Source organism: Streptosporangium oxazolinicum (genome assembly GCF_039537505.1).
GTDB lineage: Bacteria > Actinomycetota > Actinomycetes > Streptosporangiales > Streptosporangiaceae > Streptosporangium > Streptosporangium oxazolinicum.
Window position 1 is genome coordinate 301,468 of the sequence record NZ_BAABAQ010000006.1, and the last position, 21,911, is coordinate 323,378.

Here is a 21,911-nt window from a genome sequence, read left to right on the forward strand (position 1 = left end):
GTTAGGGTGATCATTATGTCCGAACGCCCCACCGCGCTGGTCACCGGCGCCTCCCGAGGGGTCGGCGCCGCGATCGCCCGCGCCCTGGCTCCCACGCACGACCTGGTGCTCGGCGGTCGCGACCCCGAGGCGCTGGCCGAGGTGGTCTCCGGCCTGCCCGGCGCGCGGCCCTGGCCGGTGGAGCTCACCGCCGTCACCGAGGCCGACGTCGCCGGTGTCGACCGGCTCGACGTGCTGGTGCACAGCGCGGGCGTGGTGACCCTGGGACGTGTCGAGGAGACCCCGGCCGAGGTGTGGCGGCGCACGATGGAGGTGAACGTGATCGCGGTGGCCGAGCTGACCCGGCTGCTGCTGCCCGCGCTCCGCGCGGCGCGGGGCCACGTGGTGCTGATCAACTCCGGCGCGGGGCAGCGGGCCAACCCGAACTGGGTCTCCTACGCGGCCAGCAAGCACGCGCTGCGCGCCTTCGCCGACGGGCTCCGCCTGGAGGAGCCCGAGCTCCGGGTCACCACGATCTACCCGGGGCGGATCGCCACCGACATGCAGCGCGAGCTGCGGGCCGTCGAGGGCGGCCCCTACCAGCCGGAGAACTACCTTGACCCGGACTCGGTGGCCAGGGTGGCGCTGACAGCCCTGACCGCGTCCCCTGACGCCCACATCACCGAGATCACCGTCCGTCCCGCCGCCGGCCCCCTGAACTGAGAGCGGCGCGGCGGGCTGAGGCGAGGAAGCGACGGGCCGAGGGGGTGCCGGGCTCGCCAATGAATGGGCTCATTCACATAATGGGAGGGTGTTCGACGAGATGTGGGGTGCCATAGAGCACCTCGGACGTGACGGCCGGACCCGGGGCTACCTGCGAGACGCGTGGTCGCCCGCGGATCTGGAACTCCGGCGGTGGTTCGGGCAGGAGGCCGACCGGCGCGGCCTCGACCTGAGGGAGGACCGCAACGGCAACCTGTGGGCCTGGTGGGGCGACCCCTCGGCCCGGCCGGGCGTGGTCACCGGCAGCCACCTCGACTCGGTGCGGCAGGGCGGCGCCTTCGACGGCCCCCTCGGCGTCGTGTCGGCCTTCGCCGCCCTCGACCTGCTGCGGGCCGGGGACTTCCAGCCCGTACGCCCCCTCGGAATCGCCTGCTTCACCGACGAGGAGGGCGCCAGGTTCGGCGTCCCGTGCGTCGGCTCCCGCCTGCTGACCGGGATCCTCGACCCGGACAGGGCCCGCGCGCTCAAGGACGACGAGGGCGACTCGCTGGCCGAGGTGTTGCGCGGGGCGGGCCGCGACCCCGGTGGCCTGGGCCGGGACGAGGAGACCCTGCGGCACATCGGCGTCTTCGTCGAACTCCACGTCGAGCAGGGACGGGACCTGGTCCACCGGGACGCCCGGGTCGGTGTCGCCTCGGCCATCTGGCCGCACGGCCGCTGGCGGTTCGACTTCCACGGCCAGGCCAACCACGCGGGCACCACCCGCCTGGCCGACCGTGACGACCCGATGCTGCCCTTCGCCCGTACCGTCCTGCACGCCCGCCAGGCCGCCGAGCGCGGCGGCGTGGTCGCCACCTTCGGCAAGACGCGCGTGTCTCCCAACAACGCCAACGCCGTCCCCGGCCTGGTCAGCGCCTGGCTGGACGCCAGGGGCGGCGACGAGGACGCGGTCAGGGCGCTGGTCGCCGAGCTGACCGAGTTCTCCGGCGCCGAGGTCACCGTCGAGTCGTGGACCCCGGTCGTCGACTTCGACGCGGTCCTGCGGGAGCGGGTCGCCGCGGCCGCCGGGAACGCGGTCGCCGCCGAGAGCGTCGCCGGGAGCATGGCCGGGGGTGGGGGCGCGGCCGGGGGTGGGGGCGCGGCCGGGGGCGGAAGCGCGGCCGGGGGTGGGAGCGCGCCCGTCCTGCCGACCGGCGCCGGACACGACGCGGGCATCCTCGCCTCCGCGGGCGTGCCCAGCGCGATGGTGTTCGTCCGCAATCCGACGGGCATCTCTCACTCTCCGGAGGAACACGCGGACCGGGCCGACTGCCACGCCGGGGTCGTCGCCCTCGCCGCCGTTGTGGAGGACCTGTGCGGGAGCTGAGCTACTGGTGCGAACTGGCCTGGCTGCCACCGGGCGAGGTCGTCGCGGGGGTACTCGTCAGGGTCAGGGACACCCTGATCGCCGAGATCGTCACCGGCGTGGCGGCCCCGCCCGGCGGAGCCGTCCGGCTGGCCGGCCTCACCCTCCCCGGGCTGGCCAACGCGCACTCCCACGCCTTCCACCGCGCCCTGCGCGGGGTGACGCAACGGGAGAAGGGCAGCTTCTGGACCTGGCGCGAGCAGATGTACGGTGTGGCGGGCACCCTCGACCCCGACTCCTACCTCAGGCTCGCCAGGGCCACGTTCGCCGAGATGTCACTGGCCGGGATCACCTGCGTGGGGGAGTTCCACTACCTGCACCACGGGCCGGACGGCAGGCCGTACGACGACCCGAACGCCATGGGACACGCGCTCGTCCAGGCCGCGCGGGAGGCGGGGCTGCGCATCGCGCTGCTGGACGCCTGCTACCTGACCGGCGGCGTCGGCACCCCGCTGAGCGGCGTGCAGCGGCGGTTCGGCGACCGGGACGCCGACGGGTGGGCCGCGCGGGCCGAGACGCTCATGGCCCGCTACCGGGACGAACGGGACGTGGAGATCGGCGTGGCCGTGCACTCGGTCCGCGCGGTCAAGGCCGAGCAGATCCCGGTGGTCGCCGAGTTCTCCCGGCACCACGCGGTCCCGCTGCACGCCCACGTCTCCGAGCAGCGCGCGGAGAACGCCGCCTGCGTGGAGACCTACACCGCGACCCCGGTCCAGCTGCTGGACGCGCACGGCGCGCTCGGCCCCCGCTCGACCGCCGTACACGCCACACACCTGTCGGATGTGGACGTCGCGCTGCTCGGCGCCTCCGGCACGCGCGTGTGCATGTGCCCGACGACCGAGCGCGACCTCGCCGACGGCATCGGACCGGCGAGGAGACTGTTCGAGGCGGGCACGCCCATCACGCTCGGCTCGGACAGCCACGCGGTCATCGACCTGTTCGAGGAGGCCCGCGCGGTCGAGCTGGACGAGCGGCTGGCCACCGAGCGGCGCGGCCACTGGTCGGCCGCCGAACTCCTGAACGCCGCCACGGCCGCGGGGCACGACTCGCTCGGCTTCGCCGACGCGGGCATGCTCGTCCCCGGCGCGTGGGCGGACCTGGTGTCGGTGCGTCTCGACTCGGTCCGTACGGCCGGGGCCTCCCCGGCGCACCTGGCCGAGACCGTGCTCTTCGCCGCCACGGCCGCCGACGTGCACTCCGTGGTGTCGGGCGGGCGCCGCGTGGTCGCCGACGGAGAACACGCCCTCGGTGACGTGGGCGCCATGCTCGCCGAGGCGGTCGCCGAGGCGCGAGAGGAGAGGTCGGTATGACGAGCGAGGTCGGTATGACGAGCGAGGACCGGTCCGCGACGAGCACCCTTTTCGACCGCATCGGCCTGCTCTACACGGGTGACCCGGCCCGGGAGGAGATCGAGGACGCGGCCCTGGTGGTCGAGGGCGGCGAGGTGGTGTGGGCGGGACCCGCAGGCGCGGTTCCGCACGCCGACGAACGGGTGGACGTGGCCGGGCGCTGCGTCATCCCCGGCTTCGTCGACAGCCACGCCCACCTCGTCTTCGCGGGCGACCGCACGGCCGAGTTCGCCGCCCGGATGGCGGGCCGCCCGTACACGGCCGGAGGCATCCGCACGACGGTGTCGGCCACCCGCGCCGCCTCCGACGCCGAGCTCGTGACGCGCACCGCCGGCCTGGTCGCCGAGATGCTCGCCCAGGGGACGACCACGGTCGAGATCAAGAGCGGCTACGGCCTCACGGTCGAGGACGAGCGCCGCTCACTGGAGATCGCGCGGGGGTTCACCGAGGAGACCACCTACCTGGGCGCGCACGTCGTACCCCCCGACGCCTCCTCGGCCGACGCGTACGTCAGCACCGTCACCGGGGAGATGCTGGAGGCCTGCGCGCCGCACGCCCGGTGGGTCGACGTGTTCTGCGAGCGCGGGGCCTTCGACGCCGACCAGAGCAGGGAGATCCTCCTCGCCGGGGTGAAGGCGGGGCTGCTGCCGAGGATCCACGCCAACCAGCTGGGCCCGGGGCCCGGGGCGCGGATCGCCGCCGAGGTGGGCGCGGCCTCCGCCGACCACTGCACCCACCTGACCGACGACGACGTCTCGGCGCTGTCGTCGGCGGGGGTGGTGGCCACCCTGCTGCCCGGCGCGGAGTTCTCCACCCGCTCGCCCTACCCGGACGCCCGCCGCCTGCTGGACGCCGGGGTGACGGTCGCGCTGGCCACCGACTGCAACCCGGGCTCCTCCTTCACCTCCTCCATGCCGTTCTGTGTGGCGCTGGCGGTCCGCGAGATGCGGATGACGCCGCTGGAGGCGATCAGGGCCGCCACGTACGGCGGCGCCAGGGCGCTGCGCCGAGGGGACATCGGCACGCTGAGGGTGGGGAGCAGAGGGGATCTGGTGATTCTCGACACACCCACGTACGTCCATCTCGCCTACCGGCCGGGGGTGCCGCTGGTGACACAGGTGTGGAAGGAAGGGCGCCGCCTGGTTTGATGCCCTTTGCAGGGGTTAGTTGGAGCCGTTGGCGTTACGCCGGGAAACATCCTCCTTGAGGAGGAAATCCAAAACCATTCTCCAGGCGTACTTCTTGAGGGAATCTTTGCCCTGATCCATCCGTTGGAAAGACAAGCGATGTGTCCGCGCGCACGGGGCGTTGAGCGAGCGGGTGGACACGTCATAAGCAGGCGGAGCGAGGTGCCATCGGATGGCAAGGCCGACGGGGAATCGGACGCAGGATCAGCACGTCTCTGATCGAGACCTGCTAGGGACCTACCTGGCAGAGATCGGACGGGTGCCCCTGCTCACCGCGGAGGAAGAGGTCGAGCTCGCCAAGCGGATCGAGGCGGGTCTTTTCGCGGAGCAGTTGCTGGACGGTGGGTTGGGCGGGTTGACGGAGCCGCGGATCGCGGACGCGGCCGATGAGGAGCTTGAACGACTGGCCGTTTCCGGACGGAGGGCCAAAGACGAATTCATCCAGGCCAATCTACGTCTTGTGGTGGCCGTCGCGCGCAAATATTCCGGGCGGGGAATGCCACTGATCGATCTCGTCCAGGAGGGAAACCTGGGGCTGGTCCGCGCGGTCGAGAAGTTCGACTACCGACGCGGTTACAAGTTCTCGACATACGCCACGTGGTGGATCAGGCAGTCGGTGGGGCGCGCCATCCACGAGCAGGCCCGGCCGGTGCGCCTGCCCACCCACGCGGGCGAGCAGATGACCAGGCTGATGCGGGTCCGCCGCGACATGCTGGCCGAGTTCGACCAGGAGCCGACCGACGCCGATCTGGCGGCGGTCCTCGAACTCCCCATCGAGCGGGTCCGTGAGCTCCGCCGATGGGCCTCCGACCCCGTCTCGCTGCAACTGGGCGTGGGCGACGAGGACGAGACCGAGCTCGGCGACATGATCGCCGACGACACCTGGGCCGATCCCGAGCAGCAGGCGATGGACATCCTGGAGCGCGAGCGCCTGGAGGAGTGGCTGACCGGGCTGGAAGGGCAGACCCGCGAGATGCTCCGCTGGCGCTACGGCCTGATGGACGGCCGCGAGCACACGCTGACCGAGGTCGGCGAGCGCTACGGCATCGGCCGCGACCGCGCCCGCCGGATCGAGCGCGACGCGCTGGCCCGGCTGCGGAAAATGGCCACGGCCGCCTGACCCCCGCGATCCGGCACGGTCTCGTTTGGACCGTGCCGGATCGCTTTTCGTACCGGCTGGTCCGGCGTGGTGTGCTTTCGGATGGATCTTGTCATCGCGGCGTGTTCACGCGGTGGCGGGTTTCATCGCGGCGTGTTCACGCGGTGGCGGGTTTCATCACGGGGGTGGGTGTCGTGGCCGTTCACGCTGGGGGCCTGTCGCCGTGGTGACGCTTCGCGGGGCCACGGTAACGCGAGGGCGGACCGTTCCCAGACCACATTGGCCGACGGCTCCAAGCCGCTGTTCACCCCCGTCGAGTCCCGGGCTTCGTCGGCGGCGTCAAAGCCGGTGATTAGGAAAGGCCGTAGCGGGCTCTGATGACCTTGGCTTCTTCTTCGGTGACCTTTTGAGGGGTGCGGGCCAGGGCCTGGCGGAGATCAGAGGTGATCTTGTCGCCCGAGGCGCGGAGGCGGGTGCGGTGGTGGGTGAGCTGCTCGTCGAAGCGCTTGGCCGCCGGGCCGTTCCAGACCTTGCCGGAGTGGAAGGCCTGGAACGGGGTCTCGATGTTCTTCTCGACCTCGTCCAGCAGCGGTTCGACCGTCCGGAGCGCCTCTCCCAGCGCTTGGTAGAGCGGATTGGGCACCATCTCGGCCATGGTCGTCTGGTCAGTCCTTCGTGGGGGAGGGGGAGGCGGTCTTCGCGGACGGGGCACCGGCATCGGTGAGCAGCTTCGGTGCGATCAACTTCATCATCGCCGCCACATCGGCGGCGTTGTCTCGCCCCTGGACACCGATCTCCAGCTGAATCGACAGGTCTGCCCTGCCTCGAAGGAGGTGGGCGTACGCGGCGTTGTTCTCCCTGCCCTCAGGTTTGGAGTATGCGCCGATGGATCCGGGAACGATCTCCGGTAGGGGTGTGGCACCGTCGTCGAGATACTCCATGATCGCCGCTCGGTACCCTCCTATTGAAAGGTCGATCACGAGGACGTTCTCCTGGTCTGTTCTTCGGCGGATCACGCAGACTCCCGTCCTCCGACTTTCGCCGCTCGTGAGATTGAAGTGACCGCGAACCAGCGGATCGCGCACTCCGGTCATCAGCTCCACGGCCTTCAGCGGAATGTGGTCGCAGATGTACGGCGGGGCGGCCACGGTTGGTAACGGGGTGCGGTCGACCGGGGGGGCTGCTTCGTTCTGGCAGGCGGTGGACAGGGCCAGCACGCACATCACAGCCACGAGTGGGACGAGGGGCCTGTTCATCATGATCCGTATTGGGAGAAGCCGTCGGAGAATCCTTGATCCAGGCGACTCTCGACATCTCGCCACGTTTGTCCCGCTGGTCCGCTGCGCCATCGCTGGTAGGCCTCGAATTTGCGGTCCTTGTCGATGTCGTTGGGTGCTTTCTCGTCGATCATCTCGTCCCTGGTCATGAGCGTCCGATCGTCCTTGAGGAAGTTGTTGGGGTTCTCGCGAGGATCGTCCCCCGCTCTAAGATCTTCCAGTGAGGCCCAGGGATGGGTGGCGGCGGCGGGTTCGGCGGCACCGAACAGACCGTGCTTGAGCATGGATCGAACGGTGAGGTCGCGCACGAGGTTCCGGGTTCGGTCGACGGTGGTGTTGGCGGCCTCGCGGGCGTCGCTCTCCGCCTCTCCCTTGACGACGTCTTCGGCCACTCCCGTCCACGACCCCACGACACCGGCCACGATGGGCCACGCACCGGTCGAGGGGAGGAAGACGAGGCCGGAGTTGAGCACTGCCAGGTACGTCTTGACAGCCTGTTTCTTCGCTTCGTCGAGTTCCTTGCCCTCCTCGATCTTGACCAGTCCGGCCGCGTCGGTGATGAGGCCGAATCCCGCGCCGATCCGTGTCGCGCCGGACAGGAGCGCGTCGTTTCTCTGCTTGGCGTTCGTGTTCTGGGCGGCATTGTCGAGGACCCATCCGGCGAACGCCGTCTGAGCGGTGGTTACAAGGGAGAACGCCTTGGAGTCCGCGAACGCCTCTTTCATCACCCGGCGTAACTCTGTCTGGTCGAAATGTGCTCCCCAGGGATCTTGTCCGGAAATATCGAAATTGTCAGCACTGCGAACTCCAGGTACGACCTCGTCTTCACCTTCTCTGGCGACATGGTTGACGTCCCGGATGTACTCCGACAGTACGAGTCCGGTGAAGGTCGGTTTCACGGCCGAGTCGGGGGGCTGACGGTTCTTGACGCGTTCGGCTTCGAGGTGGATGAACTCGGAGGCGAGTTTCGCCGACCAGTAGCCGCGTGAGGGCTTGTCCGGGGTGCCGGAGTGGTCGCGGAAGCGGAGCATGGCGGCTTCCAGGGCCTTGCCCAGGGCTGTGCCGCCGTCGTTCATCTTCCCCCCGGTCACATAGCGCTTCAGTGCGGCGGGGTCGCCGACGAAGAAGTCCTGGGCCGCCTCGGGATGGCGGCCCAGCGCGTCCAGCACGTCGATGATCGCCTGTGGCTCCATGGCCCTGACGTACTTGGCCCCCTCGACCTTTCTGGCGACGCCGACCAGGAAGGCGGTGGCGAAGGTGCCGTGTTCGAGGGCGAGGCTGATCGCCTGGTAGTTGCGCCGCTGCTCCCAGTGGTCGCCGGACTCGGCGGTGAAGGCGTCGAGCCAGGCCTTGCCCAGATTGGGGCTCGCCGTCCCCAGGGCCTTGCTGAGGGCGGTCTGTACCTGCTCCGACTTCTTTCTGTCGCGGTTCTCCACCGCTTCCGCCATCGCCTCGCGGAACGTCGCCGCGCCCAGTGCGGTCAGCAGCGCGGTGGTGAAGGTCGCGTCCCCCGTGCGTTTCTCCAGCTCCGCCACGGCCTTGGCGTCGATCTCGCCCTTCTTGGCGGCCTCGGTCAGCTTGACGGCGGCGGCGTAGACGTCGGGGTCGTGGGAGGCCTTGCCGTAGAGGGACTCGTTGAAGGCGGCCAGGCCGCCGGGCAGGCCGGAGGCGCCCCACTCGGTGCGCTCGGAGCGGATCGTCTCGCTGCGACGCCGCAGGTCGGGGCGGCTGGTGCCGATCCAGCTCCGTGCCTCGCGCAGCGCGCTCAGCGCCGAGGTGTCCAGGTCCAGCTTCTCCAGGGCCGCGCGGACGCGGGGCTCGCCCTGGCCGATGGCGTCCTCCGCCCGGCCGAGCCCGCGCTCGAAGGCGTCCATCGCGGCGGGATCGATGCCGGAGAAGCCGCCGTCCACCCCCCGTGGCGCGGTCGAGGCCGTGGGTGAGGGCGGGTGCGGAAGGGCCTGCGGGCCGGACGCGGGCTTGGCGGGCGGCGGGGACGACGTGGCGCCGGACGGGGACGCGGGCGGCTGGGGGGCGGGTGCGGGGGAGGGGTCGGGCGGCCGGGGCACGGGTGTGGGGTCGGCGGGTTGCGCCTGGGGGCCGCCGTTCGGACCGGCGGCGGACGGGGCCGGTGTCGGTGACGGATAGGGGTGGTTCATGGGACGGCGGACTCCAGCGCGGTCGACGAGAACACAGGCATGGAAATGCCAGCCTATGTTTCGTGTATCTCCCGGCAAAGGGATTTCACCTGTCCAAGATGGACGCTGATACGCGGGCGGATCCCGACGCCGGTCATCACGCGGCGCGTAAAGGGAGGGCGTTATGCGGCGGGAGGGATCGGCGCGGTGGCGCGCTTTTCCACGGCGCTCGCTGTGCGCTTCTTTCGAAAGTAACGCTTCGGTTACGGCGGTCCGCTCTGAACGGTCTCGTACGGATCGCTTCAGCCACACGGAGTTCACCGGGCTGCCGGAGAGTGAGGCGCTACGGGCGCACGCCGTGCGGTGCAGCGGAGGAGGCGGGTGTTCCGGACGGCTTGAAGGGGGTCCGTGGCCATGGCGTCCGCGCAGGCCGGAGGCGTGGACCGCGAGACGGTGACTGAGACGGCCGTCCGAAATGCCCCCCATCGTGGCGTGAGCGGTGCCGAAGCCGATCAAGGCCGCGCGAGGTCCTGGCCAAGGGTTACGGCTCGGGCTATTTGTCGGGGTTGAGGGGGTGTGGTGGGCGTGGCGACGGTCATGGGCGGGGTCGTCGGCGTCCCCGCGAACTCCCAAGCGGGGTTCACCTGGGCTCTTTTACGGTCAGCTCCAAGTCATGGCGCGCCGCGTCCGAAACACGTCTGAAACACCATGCGGCCGAGATTCACAGATGTGAAACACGCAAGGTCGCACCTTGAAACGGTGGAAGAACACGCTGTGGCGCAACGTCAGTGCGCGGCCGGTCGATGGAGCCCAGGAAGCGATCACTGCGACTGTGAAACCGGCCACACGCCATTTGTAAGGGAGGGTCGCGTCGAATGAAGATCGATAGCGGCACCACTGCCTGGATGCTCACAGCCACCGCGTTGGTGCTGTTGATGACTCCTGGCCTTGCGTTCTTCTATGGAGGAATGACCAGGGCCAAGAGTGTCCTGAACATGATGATGATGTCGTTCGTCAGCATCATCACCGTCACCATCACATGGGTGCTTTACGGGCACTCGCTGACCTTCACCGACAACGGCAGCGAGCTCGTCAACAAGTTCATCGGCGGCTTCGACGCCCTTGGGCTGCAGAGCCTGGTCGACACCGCCACCAAGGACGATGGCACGGGCATGCCGAGCCTGGTGTTCTCGGCCTTCCAGCTCACTTTCGCGATCATCACCGTCGCGCTGATCAGTGGTGCCATCGCCGACCGCGCCAAGTTCGGCGCCTGGGTGCTGTTCACCGTGGTCTGGGCGACCATCGTCTACTTCCCGGTGGCCCACTGGGTCTGGGGCAACGGCTGGCTGTTCAACCTCGGCATCGAGGACTTCGCCGGTGGCACCGTGGTCCACATCAACGCCGGAGCCGCGGCGCTGGCGCTGGCGCTCGTGCTCGGCAAGCGCGCCGGCTGGCGCAAGGAGCCGATGCGGCCGCACAACCTGACCCTGGTTCTGCTCGGCGCCGGTCTGCTGTGGTTCGGCTGGTTCGGCTTCAACGCGGGCTCCGAGCTCGCGGTGGACGGCACCGCCGGCCTGGCGTTCATGAACACCCAGATCGCCACCGCGGCGGCGGCGGGCGCCTGGCTCGTGGTCGAGAAGCTCCGCGACGGCCACGCCACCAGCCTCGGTGTCGCCTCCGGCGCCGTCGCCGGTCTGGTCGCCATCACCCCGGCCTGTGGTTTCGTGGACCCCTGGGCGGCCCTCGTGCTCGGTCTCGTCGCCGGTGCGGCCTGCGCCTACGCGGTGAGCCTGAAGTACAAGTTCGGCTACGACGACTCCCTCGACGTGGTCGGCGTGCACCTGGTCGGCGGTGTGGTCGGCGCGGTCTCCCTCGGTTTCATCGCCGCCTACCCGTTCCTGGAGCAGCAGAGCACCGGCCTCTTCTACGGCGGCGGTGTCAAGCAGCTGGGCCTGCAGATCCTCGGCCCGGTCGCGGTCGGCGCCTACTCCTTCATCATCACCTGGGTCATCGCTAAGATCATCGACAAGACGGTCGGCTTCCGGATCGGCGCCGAGGAGGAGATCACCGGCGTCGACATCACCTCCCACGCCGAGACCGGTTACGACCTCGGCACCATCCACTCCTCGGGTGTGGCCGCCGTCAACGGTCCGGCCCCCACCCCGGCGTCTAAGAAGGTGGACGCATGAGACTCATCACCGCGATCATCAAGCCGTTCAAGCTCGATGATGTGAAGGCGGCCCTGGAGCAGTTCGGGGTCAAGGGCATGACGGTCAGCGAGGCCAGCGGCTACGGCCGTCAGCGTGGTCACACCGAGGTGTACCGCGGCGCCGAGTACCAGGTCGACCTGGTGCCCAAGGTCCGCCTCGAAGTGCTCGCCGAGGAGGAGGACGCCGAAGACGTCATCGACGTCATCGTCAAGGCGTCGCAGACCGGCAAGATCGGTGACGGCAAGGTCTGGTCCGTTCCGGTGGACACGGTGGTCCGTGTCCGCACCGGAGAACGCGGACCCGAGGCGCTCTAACCGGTGAGAGGCGACACTCGCTCGTACGCCGCGGCCCGTAAGGAACGGGCCGCGGACATCGACCGCTGGCTGACGGACCTGGTCCGCACCGCTGTCGGCACACCGTACGGGCCCAACGGGGGGACGACGAGAAACGACGAGCGCGGCGCCCTGAGCGGAGTCGCGCTCGTCGCGGTTGGCAGCCTCGGGCGCTCCGAGCTCGCGCCGGGTAGTGACCTCGACCTGGTCCTGCTCCACGACGGGCGGGAGGACGTGGCGCGCGTCGCCGACCGCGTCTGGTATCCGATCTGGGACTCCGGGGTGGGGCTCGACCACTCGGTGCGGACGGTGGACGAGGCGGCCAAGGTCGCCAGGGAGGACCTCAAGGCGGTCCTCGGCCTGATCCAGGCCCGGCACGTGGCGGGAGACCCGGAGCTGACGCGGTCGGCGCGCGAGGTCGTGCTCGCCGAGTGGCGTGCCGACTCCCGGCGCCGCCTGGGCGAGTTGCGCGACGCCGCCGACAAGCGGGCGGAGGCGAGCGGCGAGCTGGCGTTCCTGCTCGAACCCGACCTCAAGGATTCTCGCGGCGGTATCCGCGACGTGCAGGCGATGCAGGCCGTGGCGGCGGCATGGGTCGCCTCGGCCCCCGGGCCCAGGGTCCGCGAGGCGTACGAGCTGCTGCTCGACATCCGGCACGGCCTGCACCTGGTGACCGCGCGCGGAGCGGACAGGCTGGTGCTCCAGGAGCAGGACGCGGTCGCGGGGGTTCTCGGCCTGCTCGACGCCGAGGCGCTGATGCGCAGGCTCGCCGAGGCCGCCAGGACGATCGGGCACGCCTTCGACGCCACCTGGCGCACCGTCGACCGGCTGCTGACCGGCCCCACCCCCCGTGGTCGCCGCCCGCTCGCCGACGGCGTCGTCGAGCACGGCGGGGAGGTCGTGCTCGCCCGCGGGGTCAACCCGCGCAAGGACCCGGTCCTGGTGTTGCGCGCCGCCGCCGCGGCGGCCGAGGCGGGGCTGCCGCTCGCGCCCGCCACGGTCAGCACGCTGGCCGCCCAGTCGCCGCCGCTGCCCGTGCCCTGGCCGGACGAGGCGCGTGACGCGCTGGTCGCGCTGCTCGGCGCCGGTCGCGCTGCCGTGCCCGTCTGGGAGGAGCTCGACCAGGCGGGGGTGCTGGTCCGCCTGCTGCCCGACTGGGAGCGGGTGCGGCACCGCCCGCAGCGCAACCCGGTGCACCGCTACACCGTCGACCGGCACCTGATCGAGGCCGCCGCGGGGGCCGCCTCGTTCACCCGCGAGGTCTCCCGGCCCGACCTGCTGCTCATCTCCGCGCTCCTGCACGACATCGGCAAGGGATATCCCGGCGACCACTCCACCACCGGTGCCGTCGTCGCCCGCGACATCGGCACCCGGATGGGCCTGCCCCCGGCCGACGTCGACATCCTGGAGACCGTGGTCCGCCACCACCTGCTGCTGCCCGAGACGGCCACCCGCCGCGACCTGGACGACCCGGTGACGATCTCCCGGGTGGCCGAGGCCGTCGGCTCGCGTGAGGTCCTCGAACTGCTGGCGGCCCTCGCCGTGGCCGACGGCCACGCCACCGGGCCCGCCGCCTGGAACTCGTGGAAGGCCTCGCTCGTCGCCGACCTGGTGCGCCGGGTGCGTTCGGCGCTGTCGGGAACCCCGCTGCGTCCCGCGCCCTCGCTCTCGGTGGAGCAGGCGTCCCTGGCCCGTCACGGCGGTGGCGCCGTGCGCGTCAACGGGGGAGCGGTCACCGTGGTCGCGCCCGACCGCGCCGGGCTGCTCTGGCGCGCGGCCGGGGTGCTGGCCGCGCACCGGATGGTGGTGCGCGCCGCGTCGGCCGCCTCGGCGGGGGCGACCGCCGTCATCGAGTTCTCCGTCGTTCCCGAGTACGGCTCGCCGCCCGACCCCGCGACGCTGGAGGCGGACCTGAGACTGGTGCTGGCCGGGCGCCTCGACATCGAACAACGCCTGGCCAGGAGGACCAGGTCGCTGCGCCCGGCCCGGGTGCCGGTGGCGCCGCCGAGGGTGAACCTGGTGGACGACGCGTCCAACACCGCGACCGTCGTCGAGGTGCGAGCCCATGACCGTCCGGGGCTTTTGTGGCGGATTGGTAGAGCATTTGGTGAATGTGGCCTTGACGTACGGGCCGCCCGTGTGGAGACTCTCGGCGCAGAGGCGGTGGACGTCTTCTACGTGGTCGACAGGGCCGGCCGCCCGCTGACCGACGAGGTCCAGCGGGCACAGGTACGTGATCAAGTGCTGGCTGCCCTGCGGTAACCGTAAAAAATCGGTCTCTCGTCGCCTTCGTAACGATTAAAGTCGCTATGTCGGTTTTGCCGATTCTTTGCCATGACCTTGTGGTCTGATGTGTCCACCTGTGTCGTGATTGAGGGGTAGCGAGAGCGGTGACTACGGCGACATCCGAAAGCGGAGGTGCTTCGGCACCCGACCGTGGCAAGCGGCCTGCCGCCCGGTTCGGTTTGAAGAACTGGCGCGTTCGTTCGCGCCTGACGGCCCTGATCCTGGTGCCGACGGCGGTGGGCGTCGTGCTCGCCGGCACGCGTGTGGTGGCCTCCGTCGACAGCGTGGCGGGACACCAGCGGACCGCCGCCGCGGCCGAGTACTCCGGTGGGCTCCGCGACCTGGCCCAGGCACTCGGGTTGGAACGTGACCGCGGTGCCTGGTCGTCGTTCCAGCCCTCGAACAAGGGCTTGAAGGACAGCTCCGACGCGCAGCGGAAGACCGTGGACGCGCTGGTCAGGAAGGTGCGGCTGGAAGTCCAGGCGATCGACGACTCCTACGGCGCCCGAGCCGTCGAGGCGGCCAAGAACGTGGCCTACCAACTGGAGGGCCTCCCCGAGCTGCGCCGCCTCGCGGGCATCGCCCGGGTGGAACGGTACAGCTTCATGATCGCCCCGTTGCTGACGCTCCACGAGGAGCTCACGCTGGTCAGCGACGATCCGGGGATCGTCGGCAACACCCGCGCGCTCAGCGCCCTGGCGTACGCCAAGGAGGAGGTCTCCAAGCAGCGCGCCCGGCTGCTGGCCGGTTACTACGCGCCCTCGCTCATCAACCCGCAGGAGGTCGAGAAGTTCATCGCCTCCCGCTCCCGCATGGACGAGTACGAGGCGGACTTCGGCGTCGAGACGACCCCGGCGAACGCGCAGCTCCTCACCAGCGCCCTGATCGACGAGAGGGTCCACCGGGCCGAGCTGACCAAGGCCAGGGTCATCGTGCTCGCCAGCGACCCCACGCGCACCGGGCGGCTGCTGGCCGACTTCGACGAGGTCAAGCAGTGGTTCTCGGACAACACCGCGGTCCTCGACCGGATGCGGAGGGTCGAGACCAAGGTCGCCGGTGACGTGGTCACCCGGGCCCGGGACCTGGAGGACGCCGAGCAGCGCAACGCGATCATCACCTCCGGGCTGATCCTGCTCCTGCTCCTGCTGGTACTCGGCCTCACGGTCGTCATCGCCCGCTCGATGGTGACGCCGCTGCGCCGCCTGCGCGCCGAGGCGCTGGAGGTCGCGAGCTTCCGGCTTCCCGAGATCGTGCGACGCCTCCGGGTCTCCGGCGACACCCGTACGCCCGAGGTCGATCCCATCTCGGTCGACAGCGCCGACGAGATCGGTGAGGTCGCCAAGGCCTTCGACGAGGTGCACCGGCAGGCCGTGCGCCTGGCCTCCGAGGAGTCCGAGCTCAGGTCCAACATCAGCGCGATGTTCGTCAACCTGTCGCGGCGCACGCAGACCCTGGTCGAGCGGCAGATCTCGCTGATCGACGGCCTGGAGAAGGGCGAGGAGGACGGCGGCCGGCTGGCCGACCTGTTCAGGCTCGACCACCTGGCCACCCGCATGCGCCGCAACTCCGAGAACCTCCTGGTCCTCGCCGGTCACGAGCCGACCCGCAGGCGGAGCCAGCCGGCCAAGCTCGTCGACGTCGTCCGCGCCTCCCTGTCGGAGGTCGAGGACTACGAGCGGGTCCAGGTCAAGGTGCACCGCACGATCTCGGTCGCGGGCAGCGCCGCCAACGACATCGTGCACCTGGTCGCCGAGCTGGTGGAGAACGCCATCCAGTTCTCCCCCCGGGCCAGTCAGGTCGTGGTCTCCAGCAGTGTCATCGAGGGGGGTGGCGCGCTGCTCGCGGTGAGCGACCCGGGCATCGGCATGACCCACGAGGAACTGGTCGAGACGAACCGCAGGCTGGCCGACCCGCCCGTCGTCGACGTCTCGGTGTCGCGGCGCATGGGCCTGTTCGTGGTCGGCCGCCTCGCGCTGCGCCACGGCATCCGGGTCCAGCTGCGCCCGCAGGAGGGCGGCGGTCTCGTCGCCATGGTCCTGTTCCCGCCGACGCTCATCGTCCAGGCGGTCCAGCCGGTGCAGACGCCCTCCTGGGGGACCGAGCAGGCCGCCCCGCAGGACCTCTTCGCCGCCCCCGCCCGCCCGGCCGTCCAGCGGCCCTCGTACGGGCGGCCCGAGGCCGGGCCTGGACACACCCACCCCTCGTTCGAGCCGGGGCGGGACCCGTTCGGGCGGGATCCCTTCGGGCAGCCGTCGTTCGGGCAGAGCTCGTTCGGTCAGACGTCGTTCGGCCAGACGTCCGTGGACGTGCCATCGTTCGGCTCCGCCCCGGCGCCCGGTGACCGCCCGGTGCCGGACTGGCCGGTTCCCGCCGGTCCCTCCGGCTCGCCCGGTGCCCCGGCGAGGAGCGGCCCGCCCCTGCCCAAGCGCCAGGTCAACGGCAACGGCGGCGCCCCCGCCTCCGAGTTCTCCCCCTGGAGCCAGTCCTCGTACGAGGACACGACGGCGGGGGTGATGCCCGCGGTGGGCGTCTCCCCGCTTGAGGCCGAGGAGGAGTACCTGCCCATCTTCGCCTCGATCGAGTCCGCCTGGTTCCGCCGCGCGGAGAGCTCGGGCGGGTCCCCGGGACAGGTGGCGTCTCCCGGGCCGGCGGCCGCGTGGGCGGAGGAGACGACACCCCCGACCGGCATGCCGGTCCGCGAGACCCCGCCGAGGAGAGAGCAGGTGAGGTCGGTGACGGAGGAGCGGCCCGCGCCGTCGGGCGACCCCGACAGCTGGAACACCCCCGCCGACGCCGGGTGGCGCGCCGCCCAGGCGGCGAGCGAACCCGCACGCGGCGGGGTGACCGCGGCCGGTCTGCCCAAGCGCACCCCCAAGGCGAACCTCGTACCCGGTACGGCCGCCGCCGTGCCGTCCAGCCCCATGCCGCCCCTGTCACCGGACAGGGTGCGCGACCGTCTGTCGAGCTTCCAGCAAGGCGTACGGCGGGGCCGCGCTGAAGTAGTCGACACCACCACCAGGAACCTGGTGGACGAGGAGGAGGGCTCGTGACGATCCTGAGTCATGAGGCACGCAGGTTCGACTGGCTGATCACCGAGTTCGTCCGCGGCACGCCCGGTGTCGCGCACGCGGTGTGCGTCTCCGCCGACGGCCTGAGGATCGCCAGTTCCGAGGGGTTCCCGCCCGACAGGGCCGACCAGCTCGCCGCCGTCGCGGCGGGACTGCTCAGCCTGACGGTGGGCGCCTCCCGCGTGTTCGAGGGGGGTGCCGTCACCCAGACCGTGGTCGAGATGGAGCGCGGCCTGCTGCTGGTCATGGCGATCAGCGACGGCTCCGTGCTCGCCGTGCTCGCCTCCCCCGACTGCGACATGGGCCTGGTGGCCTACCAGATGACCCTGCTCGTCGACAGGGCGGGACAGGTGCTCACCCCGGCGCTCCGCGCCGAGCTGCAGTCCTCCCGGGGCCGGTGATGAGCGCGCTCACCCCCGGTTCCCGCACGGGAGAGGCTCGTGCTCGGGACTGACGGAACCGGGGACGACGAGCCCCTGTTCCGTCCGTACGCCGTGACCGGCGGCAGGTCTGAGCCCCGGTTCCACATGGCGATGGAGGCGCTGGTCTCCTCCTCCTTCATCATGGAGGAGGACCTGGCGCTGCTCACTCCCGAGCAGGATGCGATCATCAGGCTCTGCCGTTCGTACCGCTCGGTCGCCGAGATCTCGGCTCTGCTGAGGGTCCCGCTCGGCGTGGCCCGCGTGCTGGTGGCGGATATGGTCGACGAGGGCTTCGTCCGCATCCACCAGCCGCATCTCGACGAGGGACAACCGGACCTCAACATGCTCGAAAGGGTTCTCAGTGGACTTCGCAGGCTCTAGCCAGGGTGGCCTGACGTCAACGAAGATCGTTGTCGCGGGTGGGTTCGGCGTCGGCAAGACCACGTTCGTGGGGGCGGTGTCGGAGATCGTGCCGCTGACCACGGAGGCGGTGATGACCGACGCCAGTGCCGGGATCGACGACCTCGGGCTGACTCCCCACAAGAACACCACCACGGTCGCGATGGACTTCGGCCGCCTCTCGCTGGATCGTGACCTGATCCTGTACCTGTTCGGTACGCCGGGTCAGCACCGGTTCTGGTTCATGTGGGACGACCTGGTCCGCGGCGCGATCGGCGCGGTGGTCCTGATCGACACCCGGCGGCTGGCCGACGGTTTCCCGGCGATCGACTACTTCGAGGAGGCCAAGCTCCCCTTCGTGGTCGGCGTCAACGGCTGGAACGGGGAGTTCCCGCACCACGAGGAGGAGGTGCGCGAGGCCCTGACGCTGGCTCCGCACATTCCCGTCGTGCGGACCGACGCCCGCTCCCGCGACTCCGTCAAGAGCACGCTGATCACTCTGGTCGAGCACGTTCTGCGGGTCCGCACGGCCTACGGCACGTCGGTGTAGTCCCGGCGTCCTCCCCGGGGACGGGCCCGCGTTTCGCGGGGCCGTCCCGGTGAGAACGCGGGCGGGGTTGGGGCTCTCCCCGGCGTAGGGCACGGGTGACCCGGCCCTCGGCTCGACCGGCGCTGCCGTTCCCGGCTCTCCCAGAAGGGAGGACGCCCCGGTTCGTGGGGCGGGGTCGGCCCGGCATCCACTGTTCCCGGATGGTTTCGTGGGCGCCGAGCCCGGCCACGATCTCCTCCGGGAGCGGGGGCCGGGGTCTGGTGGGGATGACGGATGTGGGGAGTCAGGGCAGGGGTGGATATCGTGAATCACAATGTTGCGGTCTTCCATGAGCCGGCGTGCCCCCGTCACGGCCCCCGCGATCCCGGGTTGGAACGGTGCAAACGGCCATACGGTGCGGGAAATACCTAATGAGAGTATTCGGACAGCCGAAACCGGGTTTCCAGTCATAGCTGGAGCCCCGGATCCAGTCCCTGCTTCACCACGAATACCCATTTATAGAGCTGCGTTCGCTTGGCCCCATCGGTTGATATGTGCTCGAATTGCCGGGAACCACGGGAAATTTGGCCAGGGGTTCATCCACCGAGAGGGCAGCGTTCGGTGAGTACACACGAGATCCAAGGCGCGGGCGGTCGTCTGCGCCTGCGGAACTGGCGGGTGCGCCGTCGCCTGGTCGCGCTCATCCTGGTGCCCACGATCGCCGCGGTGCTGCTCGGCGGTGTCCAGGTGTTCGCCTCGATGCGCACCGCGGGCGACTACCAGCGGGTCAACGATCTCGCCCGGCTCTCCGCCCGCATCGGCACGCTCACCCACGAACTGGCCGAGGAGCGCGACCACACCGCCTGGTTCATCGCCCGAGGCCGCCCGCGGGACGGCGTGGGGAACCTACGGACCCAGATGGACCTGGTCGACAACTCCGTGGCGCGCGTCCGCGAGAGCGGTTCCCTGCTCGGCGCGGAGGTGACCGGCCGCACCAGGGCGGAGGTCGAATCCGCGATCACCCGTCTGGACGGCCTTCCCCCGCTGCGCGAGCAGGTCCTGAAGTCGACGCTGTCGCCCGACGCGGCCATCGCCGCCTACTCCCCGGTCATCGCCGGCCTGCTCTCCCTGCACGACGAGGTCGGCAAGGGCATCGTCGACGACGTCCTGTTCGGCCAGGCGCTCACCCTGGACGCGCTCGCCCGCGCCAAGGAGGCCCTCTCCTTCCAGCGGGCGCTGCTGACGGTGGTGCTCGTGGCGGGACGGTTCGAGCAGGGGCAGATGGAGCAGTTCCTCGGCGCGCTCTCCACCGAACGCAACGAGCGCGGGACCTTCGCCGCCGAGGCCGGAAGCCGGGACCGCCGTCTCTTCGACGAGACCGTCAACGGCCGTACCGCCGAACGCGCCGAACTCATCCGCGATCTGGTCCTGCGCCGCGCCGCCTCCGGCATCCCGCTGAAGGGCCTGGACCTGGAGCGGAAGGACAACGCCAAGGAGTGGTACGACGCGGCCACCGTCGTCATCGGCACCATGCGCGAGGCCGAGGAGCGGCACGCCCAGGACATCGTCGCACGCAGCCAGCGGCTCGGCGACGACGAGCAGAACCGCGCCCTGATGGTCGCCGCGGCCGTCGCCGCCCTGCTGGCGCTCGTGCTGGTGATCACCATCGGGGTGGTGCGCTCGCTGGTCGGGCCGCTGCGGCGGCTGCGCAGGGAGGCCCTGGAGGTGGCGGGGGAGCGGCTGCCCGCGTACGTCCAGCGGGTCCGCGAGTCGCACGGAGGGGAGATCGTCGCCGACGTGCCGCCGATCGGGGTGCTGTCGCGCGACGAGATCGGCGAGGTCGCCAGGGCGTTCGACGAGGTCCACCGGGAGGCCGTGCGGCTGGCGGGCGACGAGGCCAGGCTGCGCAACACCGTGAACGCGATGTTCGTCAACCTCTCCCGGCGGAGCCAGACCCTGGTGGAACGCCAGCTCAGCCTGGTCGAGCGGCTGGAGCGCGGCGAGCGCGACGACCAGCGGCTGGCGGACCTGTTCAAGCTCGACCACCTCGCCACCCGCATGCGCCGCAACAGCGAGAACCTGCTCGTCCTCGCCGGGCAGGAGGTGGCGCGGCGCTGGAGGGAGCCGGTCGAGCTGGTGGACGTGGTCAGGGCCTCGCTGTCGGAGGTGGAGAACTACGAGCGGGTGACGAACCGGGTCCAGTCGGAGGTGGCCGTCGCGGGCCCCGCGGTGAGCGACGTGGTCCACCTCCTCGCCGAGCTGGTCGAGAACGCCGTCTCGTTCTCGCAGCCGGACACCAGGGTCACGGTGTCCAGCAACCGGATCGACGGCGGCGGCGTGATGGTCTCGGTGACCGACAGGGGCATCGGCATGACGGCCGACGAGCTCTCGGAGGCCAACCGGCGGCTGGCCGACCCGCAGGCCGCCGACGCCTCGGTCGCCCGGCACATGGGGCTGTTCGTCGTCAGCCACCTCGCGCTCAAGCACGGTATCCGCGTCCAGCTCCGCCCCCAGGACTCCGGCCTGGCCGCGATGATCCTGCTCCCGGAGGCGCTCCTCGTCCTGCCGCCCATCGGGATCCAGCCCGGCCACCCGAGGTCCGCCGCGGCCTTCTCCGGCATGCCGCCGGGCGCGGCAGGTCTTCCCCCCGGCGTGGTCGGCTTCTCCGCGGGGGAGACCGGTGTGCCGTTCCCCGGTGACACGGGTGGCTCGCCCGGTGTGCCGTTCCCCCACGTCCCGGACGACGCGTCCGGTTCGTCGTTCCCGCGGGTTCCGGGTGACGCGTCCGGTGTGCCGTTCCCGCAGGTTCCGGGTGACGCGGGTTCGTCCCAGAGGGTTCCCCTGCTCGCGGCGCCCACGGCCGTCGAATTCCCCGTCGAGCGGGCGCCCTCGCGGGTCGGGCCGGACGCGACCGCGTGGAGCGTGTGGAACCCGCCCGCGGAGCGGTTCCGCCCGCCGGAGGAGCGGGGGGAGTTCCCGCAGCCGCCCCCCGGCCCGTTCGACCGCCTCCCGGGACCGCTCGACTCCCCGTCCGGCTCCTTCGCCGATCAGGGCCCGGCGGAGCGGGAGGACGACTTCCTGCCGATCTTCGCCGCGGTCGAGTCCGGCTGGTTCCGGATCTCCGAGCTCTCCCGGGAGGCCCGTCCCGAGGCGGACGCCACTCCCGGCGACCCCGTTTCCGGTGATTCCACCCCCGGGGACTCCGGCGATCCCGCGCCCGGGGACTCCCCGGCCGAGCCCGAGTCGTGGACCTCGCCCGGTGACAGCGGCTGGCAGGCCGCGCAGGCGGCGAGCGCCCCCGCGCACGGCGGTACGACCTCGGCCGGCCTGCCCAGGCGCACTCCCCGGGCCAACCTGGTGCCCGGCTCGGTCGCGCCGCTCGCCCAGCCCGAGCCGTCCCCGGCACCAAGCACGCCGCGCCTCTCGCCCGAGCGGGTGCGCAGCCGCCTGTCCAGCTTCCAGGAGGGCGTGCGCCGGGCACGCAACGAACTCCCGAATCAGGAGGAATAGC

Annotated in this window: 16 protein-coding genes; 13 read left to right on the forward strand and 3 right to left on the reverse strand. The window is 70.9% G+C overall.

Translation table 11 applies throughout. The features are described 5' to 3' along the window. Positions 1-15: 15 nt before the first annotated feature. The 5 genes from ABD817_RS18880 (at position 16) to ABD817_RS18900 (ending at position 5,763) form a co-directional block, all read left to right on the forward strand. Positions 16-702 (forward strand): SDR family oxidoreductase, encoded by a 687-nt coding sequence (locus ABD817_RS18880; RefSeq protein WP_344919286.1) that lies wholly within the window; start codon positions 16-18, stop codon positions 700-702. 100 nt (positions 703-802) lie between these two features. Then, a complete protein-coding gene (locus ABD817_RS18885) occupies positions 803-2,068 on the forward strand; it encodes an allantoate amidohydrolase (protein ID WP_344919451.1) in 1,266 nt (421 codons plus the stop codon). Next, on the forward strand, positions 2,056-3,417 hold the full coding sequence (locus tag ABD817_RS18890) for a formimidoylglutamate deiminase (RefSeq protein ID WP_344919287.1): 1,362 nt from the start codon (positions 2,056-2,058) through the stop codon (positions 3,415-3,417). The genes ABD817_RS18885 and ABD817_RS18890 overlap by 13 nt, the downstream gene beginning before the upstream one ends. Next, complete coding sequence (gene hutI, locus ABD817_RS18895) at positions 3,414-4,604, forward strand: imidazolonepropionase (protein WP_344919288.1); 1,191 nt, start codon at positions 3,414-3,416, stop codon at positions 4,602-4,604. The genes ABD817_RS18890 and hutI overlap by 4 nt, the downstream gene beginning before the upstream one ends. Before the next feature lie 211 nt (positions 4,605-4,815). Further along, on the forward strand, positions 4,816-5,763 hold the full coding sequence (locus tag ABD817_RS18900) for a sigma-70 family RNA polymerase sigma factor (RefSeq protein ID WP_344919289.1): 948 nt from the start codon (positions 4,816-4,818) through the stop codon (positions 5,761-5,763). Positions 5,764-6,094: 331 nt separating this feature from the next. On the opposite strand, the gene ABD817_RS18905 is transcribed toward ABD817_RS18900, so the two are convergent. The 3 genes from ABD817_RS18905 to ABD817_RS18915 are packed head-to-tail and all read right to left on the reverse strand — an operon-like array spanning position 6,095 to position 9,175. Next, positions 6,095-6,397: a hypothetical protein gene (locus ABD817_RS18905; RefSeq protein ID WP_344919290.1), complete on the reverse strand. Its 303-nt coding sequence runs from the start codon at positions 6,395-6,397 to the stop codon at positions 6,095-6,097. Between the two features lie 10 nt (positions 6,398-6,407). After that, complete coding sequence (locus ABD817_RS18910; RefSeq protein WP_344919291.1) at positions 6,408-6,959, reverse strand: hypothetical protein; 552 nt, start codon at positions 6,957-6,959, stop codon at positions 6,408-6,410. A gap of 38 nt (positions 6,960-6,997) precedes the next feature. Next, entirely contained in the window at positions 6,998-9,175 is a 2,178-nt protein-coding gene (locus ABD817_RS18915; protein ID WP_344919292.1) for a DUF6571 family protein, read from the reverse strand. A gap of 854 nt (positions 9,176-10,029) precedes the next feature. Here ABD817_RS18915 and ABD817_RS18920 point away from each other — a divergent pair. From ABD817_RS18920 to ABD817_RS18955, 8 genes are all read left to right on the forward strand, one after another. Beyond that, positions 10,030-11,343 carry an ammonium transporter gene (locus ABD817_RS18920; protein WP_344919293.1) on the forward strand — a complete coding sequence of 438 codons (1,314 nt, stop codon included), beginning with the start codon at positions 10,030-10,032 and terminating at the stop codon, positions 11,341-11,343. Then, a complete protein-coding gene (locus tag ABD817_RS18925; protein ID WP_329091194.1) occupies positions 11,340-11,678 on the forward strand; it encodes a P-II family nitrogen regulator in 339 nt (112 codons plus the stop codon). The genes ABD817_RS18920 and ABD817_RS18925 overlap by 4 nt, the downstream gene beginning before the upstream one ends. Positions 11,679-11,681: 3 nt before the next feature. Beyond that, positions 11,682-13,958: a [protein-PII] uridylyltransferase gene (locus ABD817_RS18930; protein ID WP_344919294.1), complete on the forward strand. Its 2,277-nt coding sequence runs from the start codon at positions 11,682-11,684 to the stop codon at positions 13,956-13,958. A gap of 203 nt (positions 13,959-14,161) precedes the next feature. Beyond that, entirely contained in the window at positions 14,162-17,032 is a 2,871-nt protein-coding gene (locus ABD817_RS18935) for a sensor histidine kinase (protein WP_344919296.1), read from the forward strand. Then, on the forward strand, positions 17,029-17,451 hold the full coding sequence (locus ABD817_RS18940) for a roadblock/LC7 domain-containing protein (RefSeq protein WP_425583385.1): 423 nt from the start codon (positions 17,029-17,031) through the stop codon (positions 17,449-17,451). Before ABD817_RS18935 ends, ABD817_RS18940 begins: the two co-directional genes overlap by 4 nt. Positions 17,452-17,490: 39 nt before the next feature. Next, positions 17,491-17,853 carry a DUF742 domain-containing protein gene (locus ABD817_RS18945; protein ID WP_344919297.1) on the forward strand — a complete coding sequence of 121 codons (363 nt, stop codon included), beginning with the start codon at positions 17,491-17,493 and terminating at the stop codon, positions 17,851-17,853. Then, a complete protein-coding gene (locus ABD817_RS18950; protein ID WP_344919298.1) occupies positions 17,834-18,421 on the forward strand; it encodes a GTP-binding protein in 588 nt (195 codons plus the stop codon). Before ABD817_RS18945 ends, ABD817_RS18950 begins: the two co-directional genes overlap by 20 nt. 600 nt (positions 18,422-19,021) lie before the next feature. Then, positions 19,022-21,910, forward strand: coding sequence for a sensor histidine kinase (locus tag ABD817_RS18955; protein WP_344919299.1), 2,889 nt, complete (start codon positions 19,022-19,024; stop codon positions 21,908-21,910). Position 21,911 lies beyond the last annotated feature (1 nt).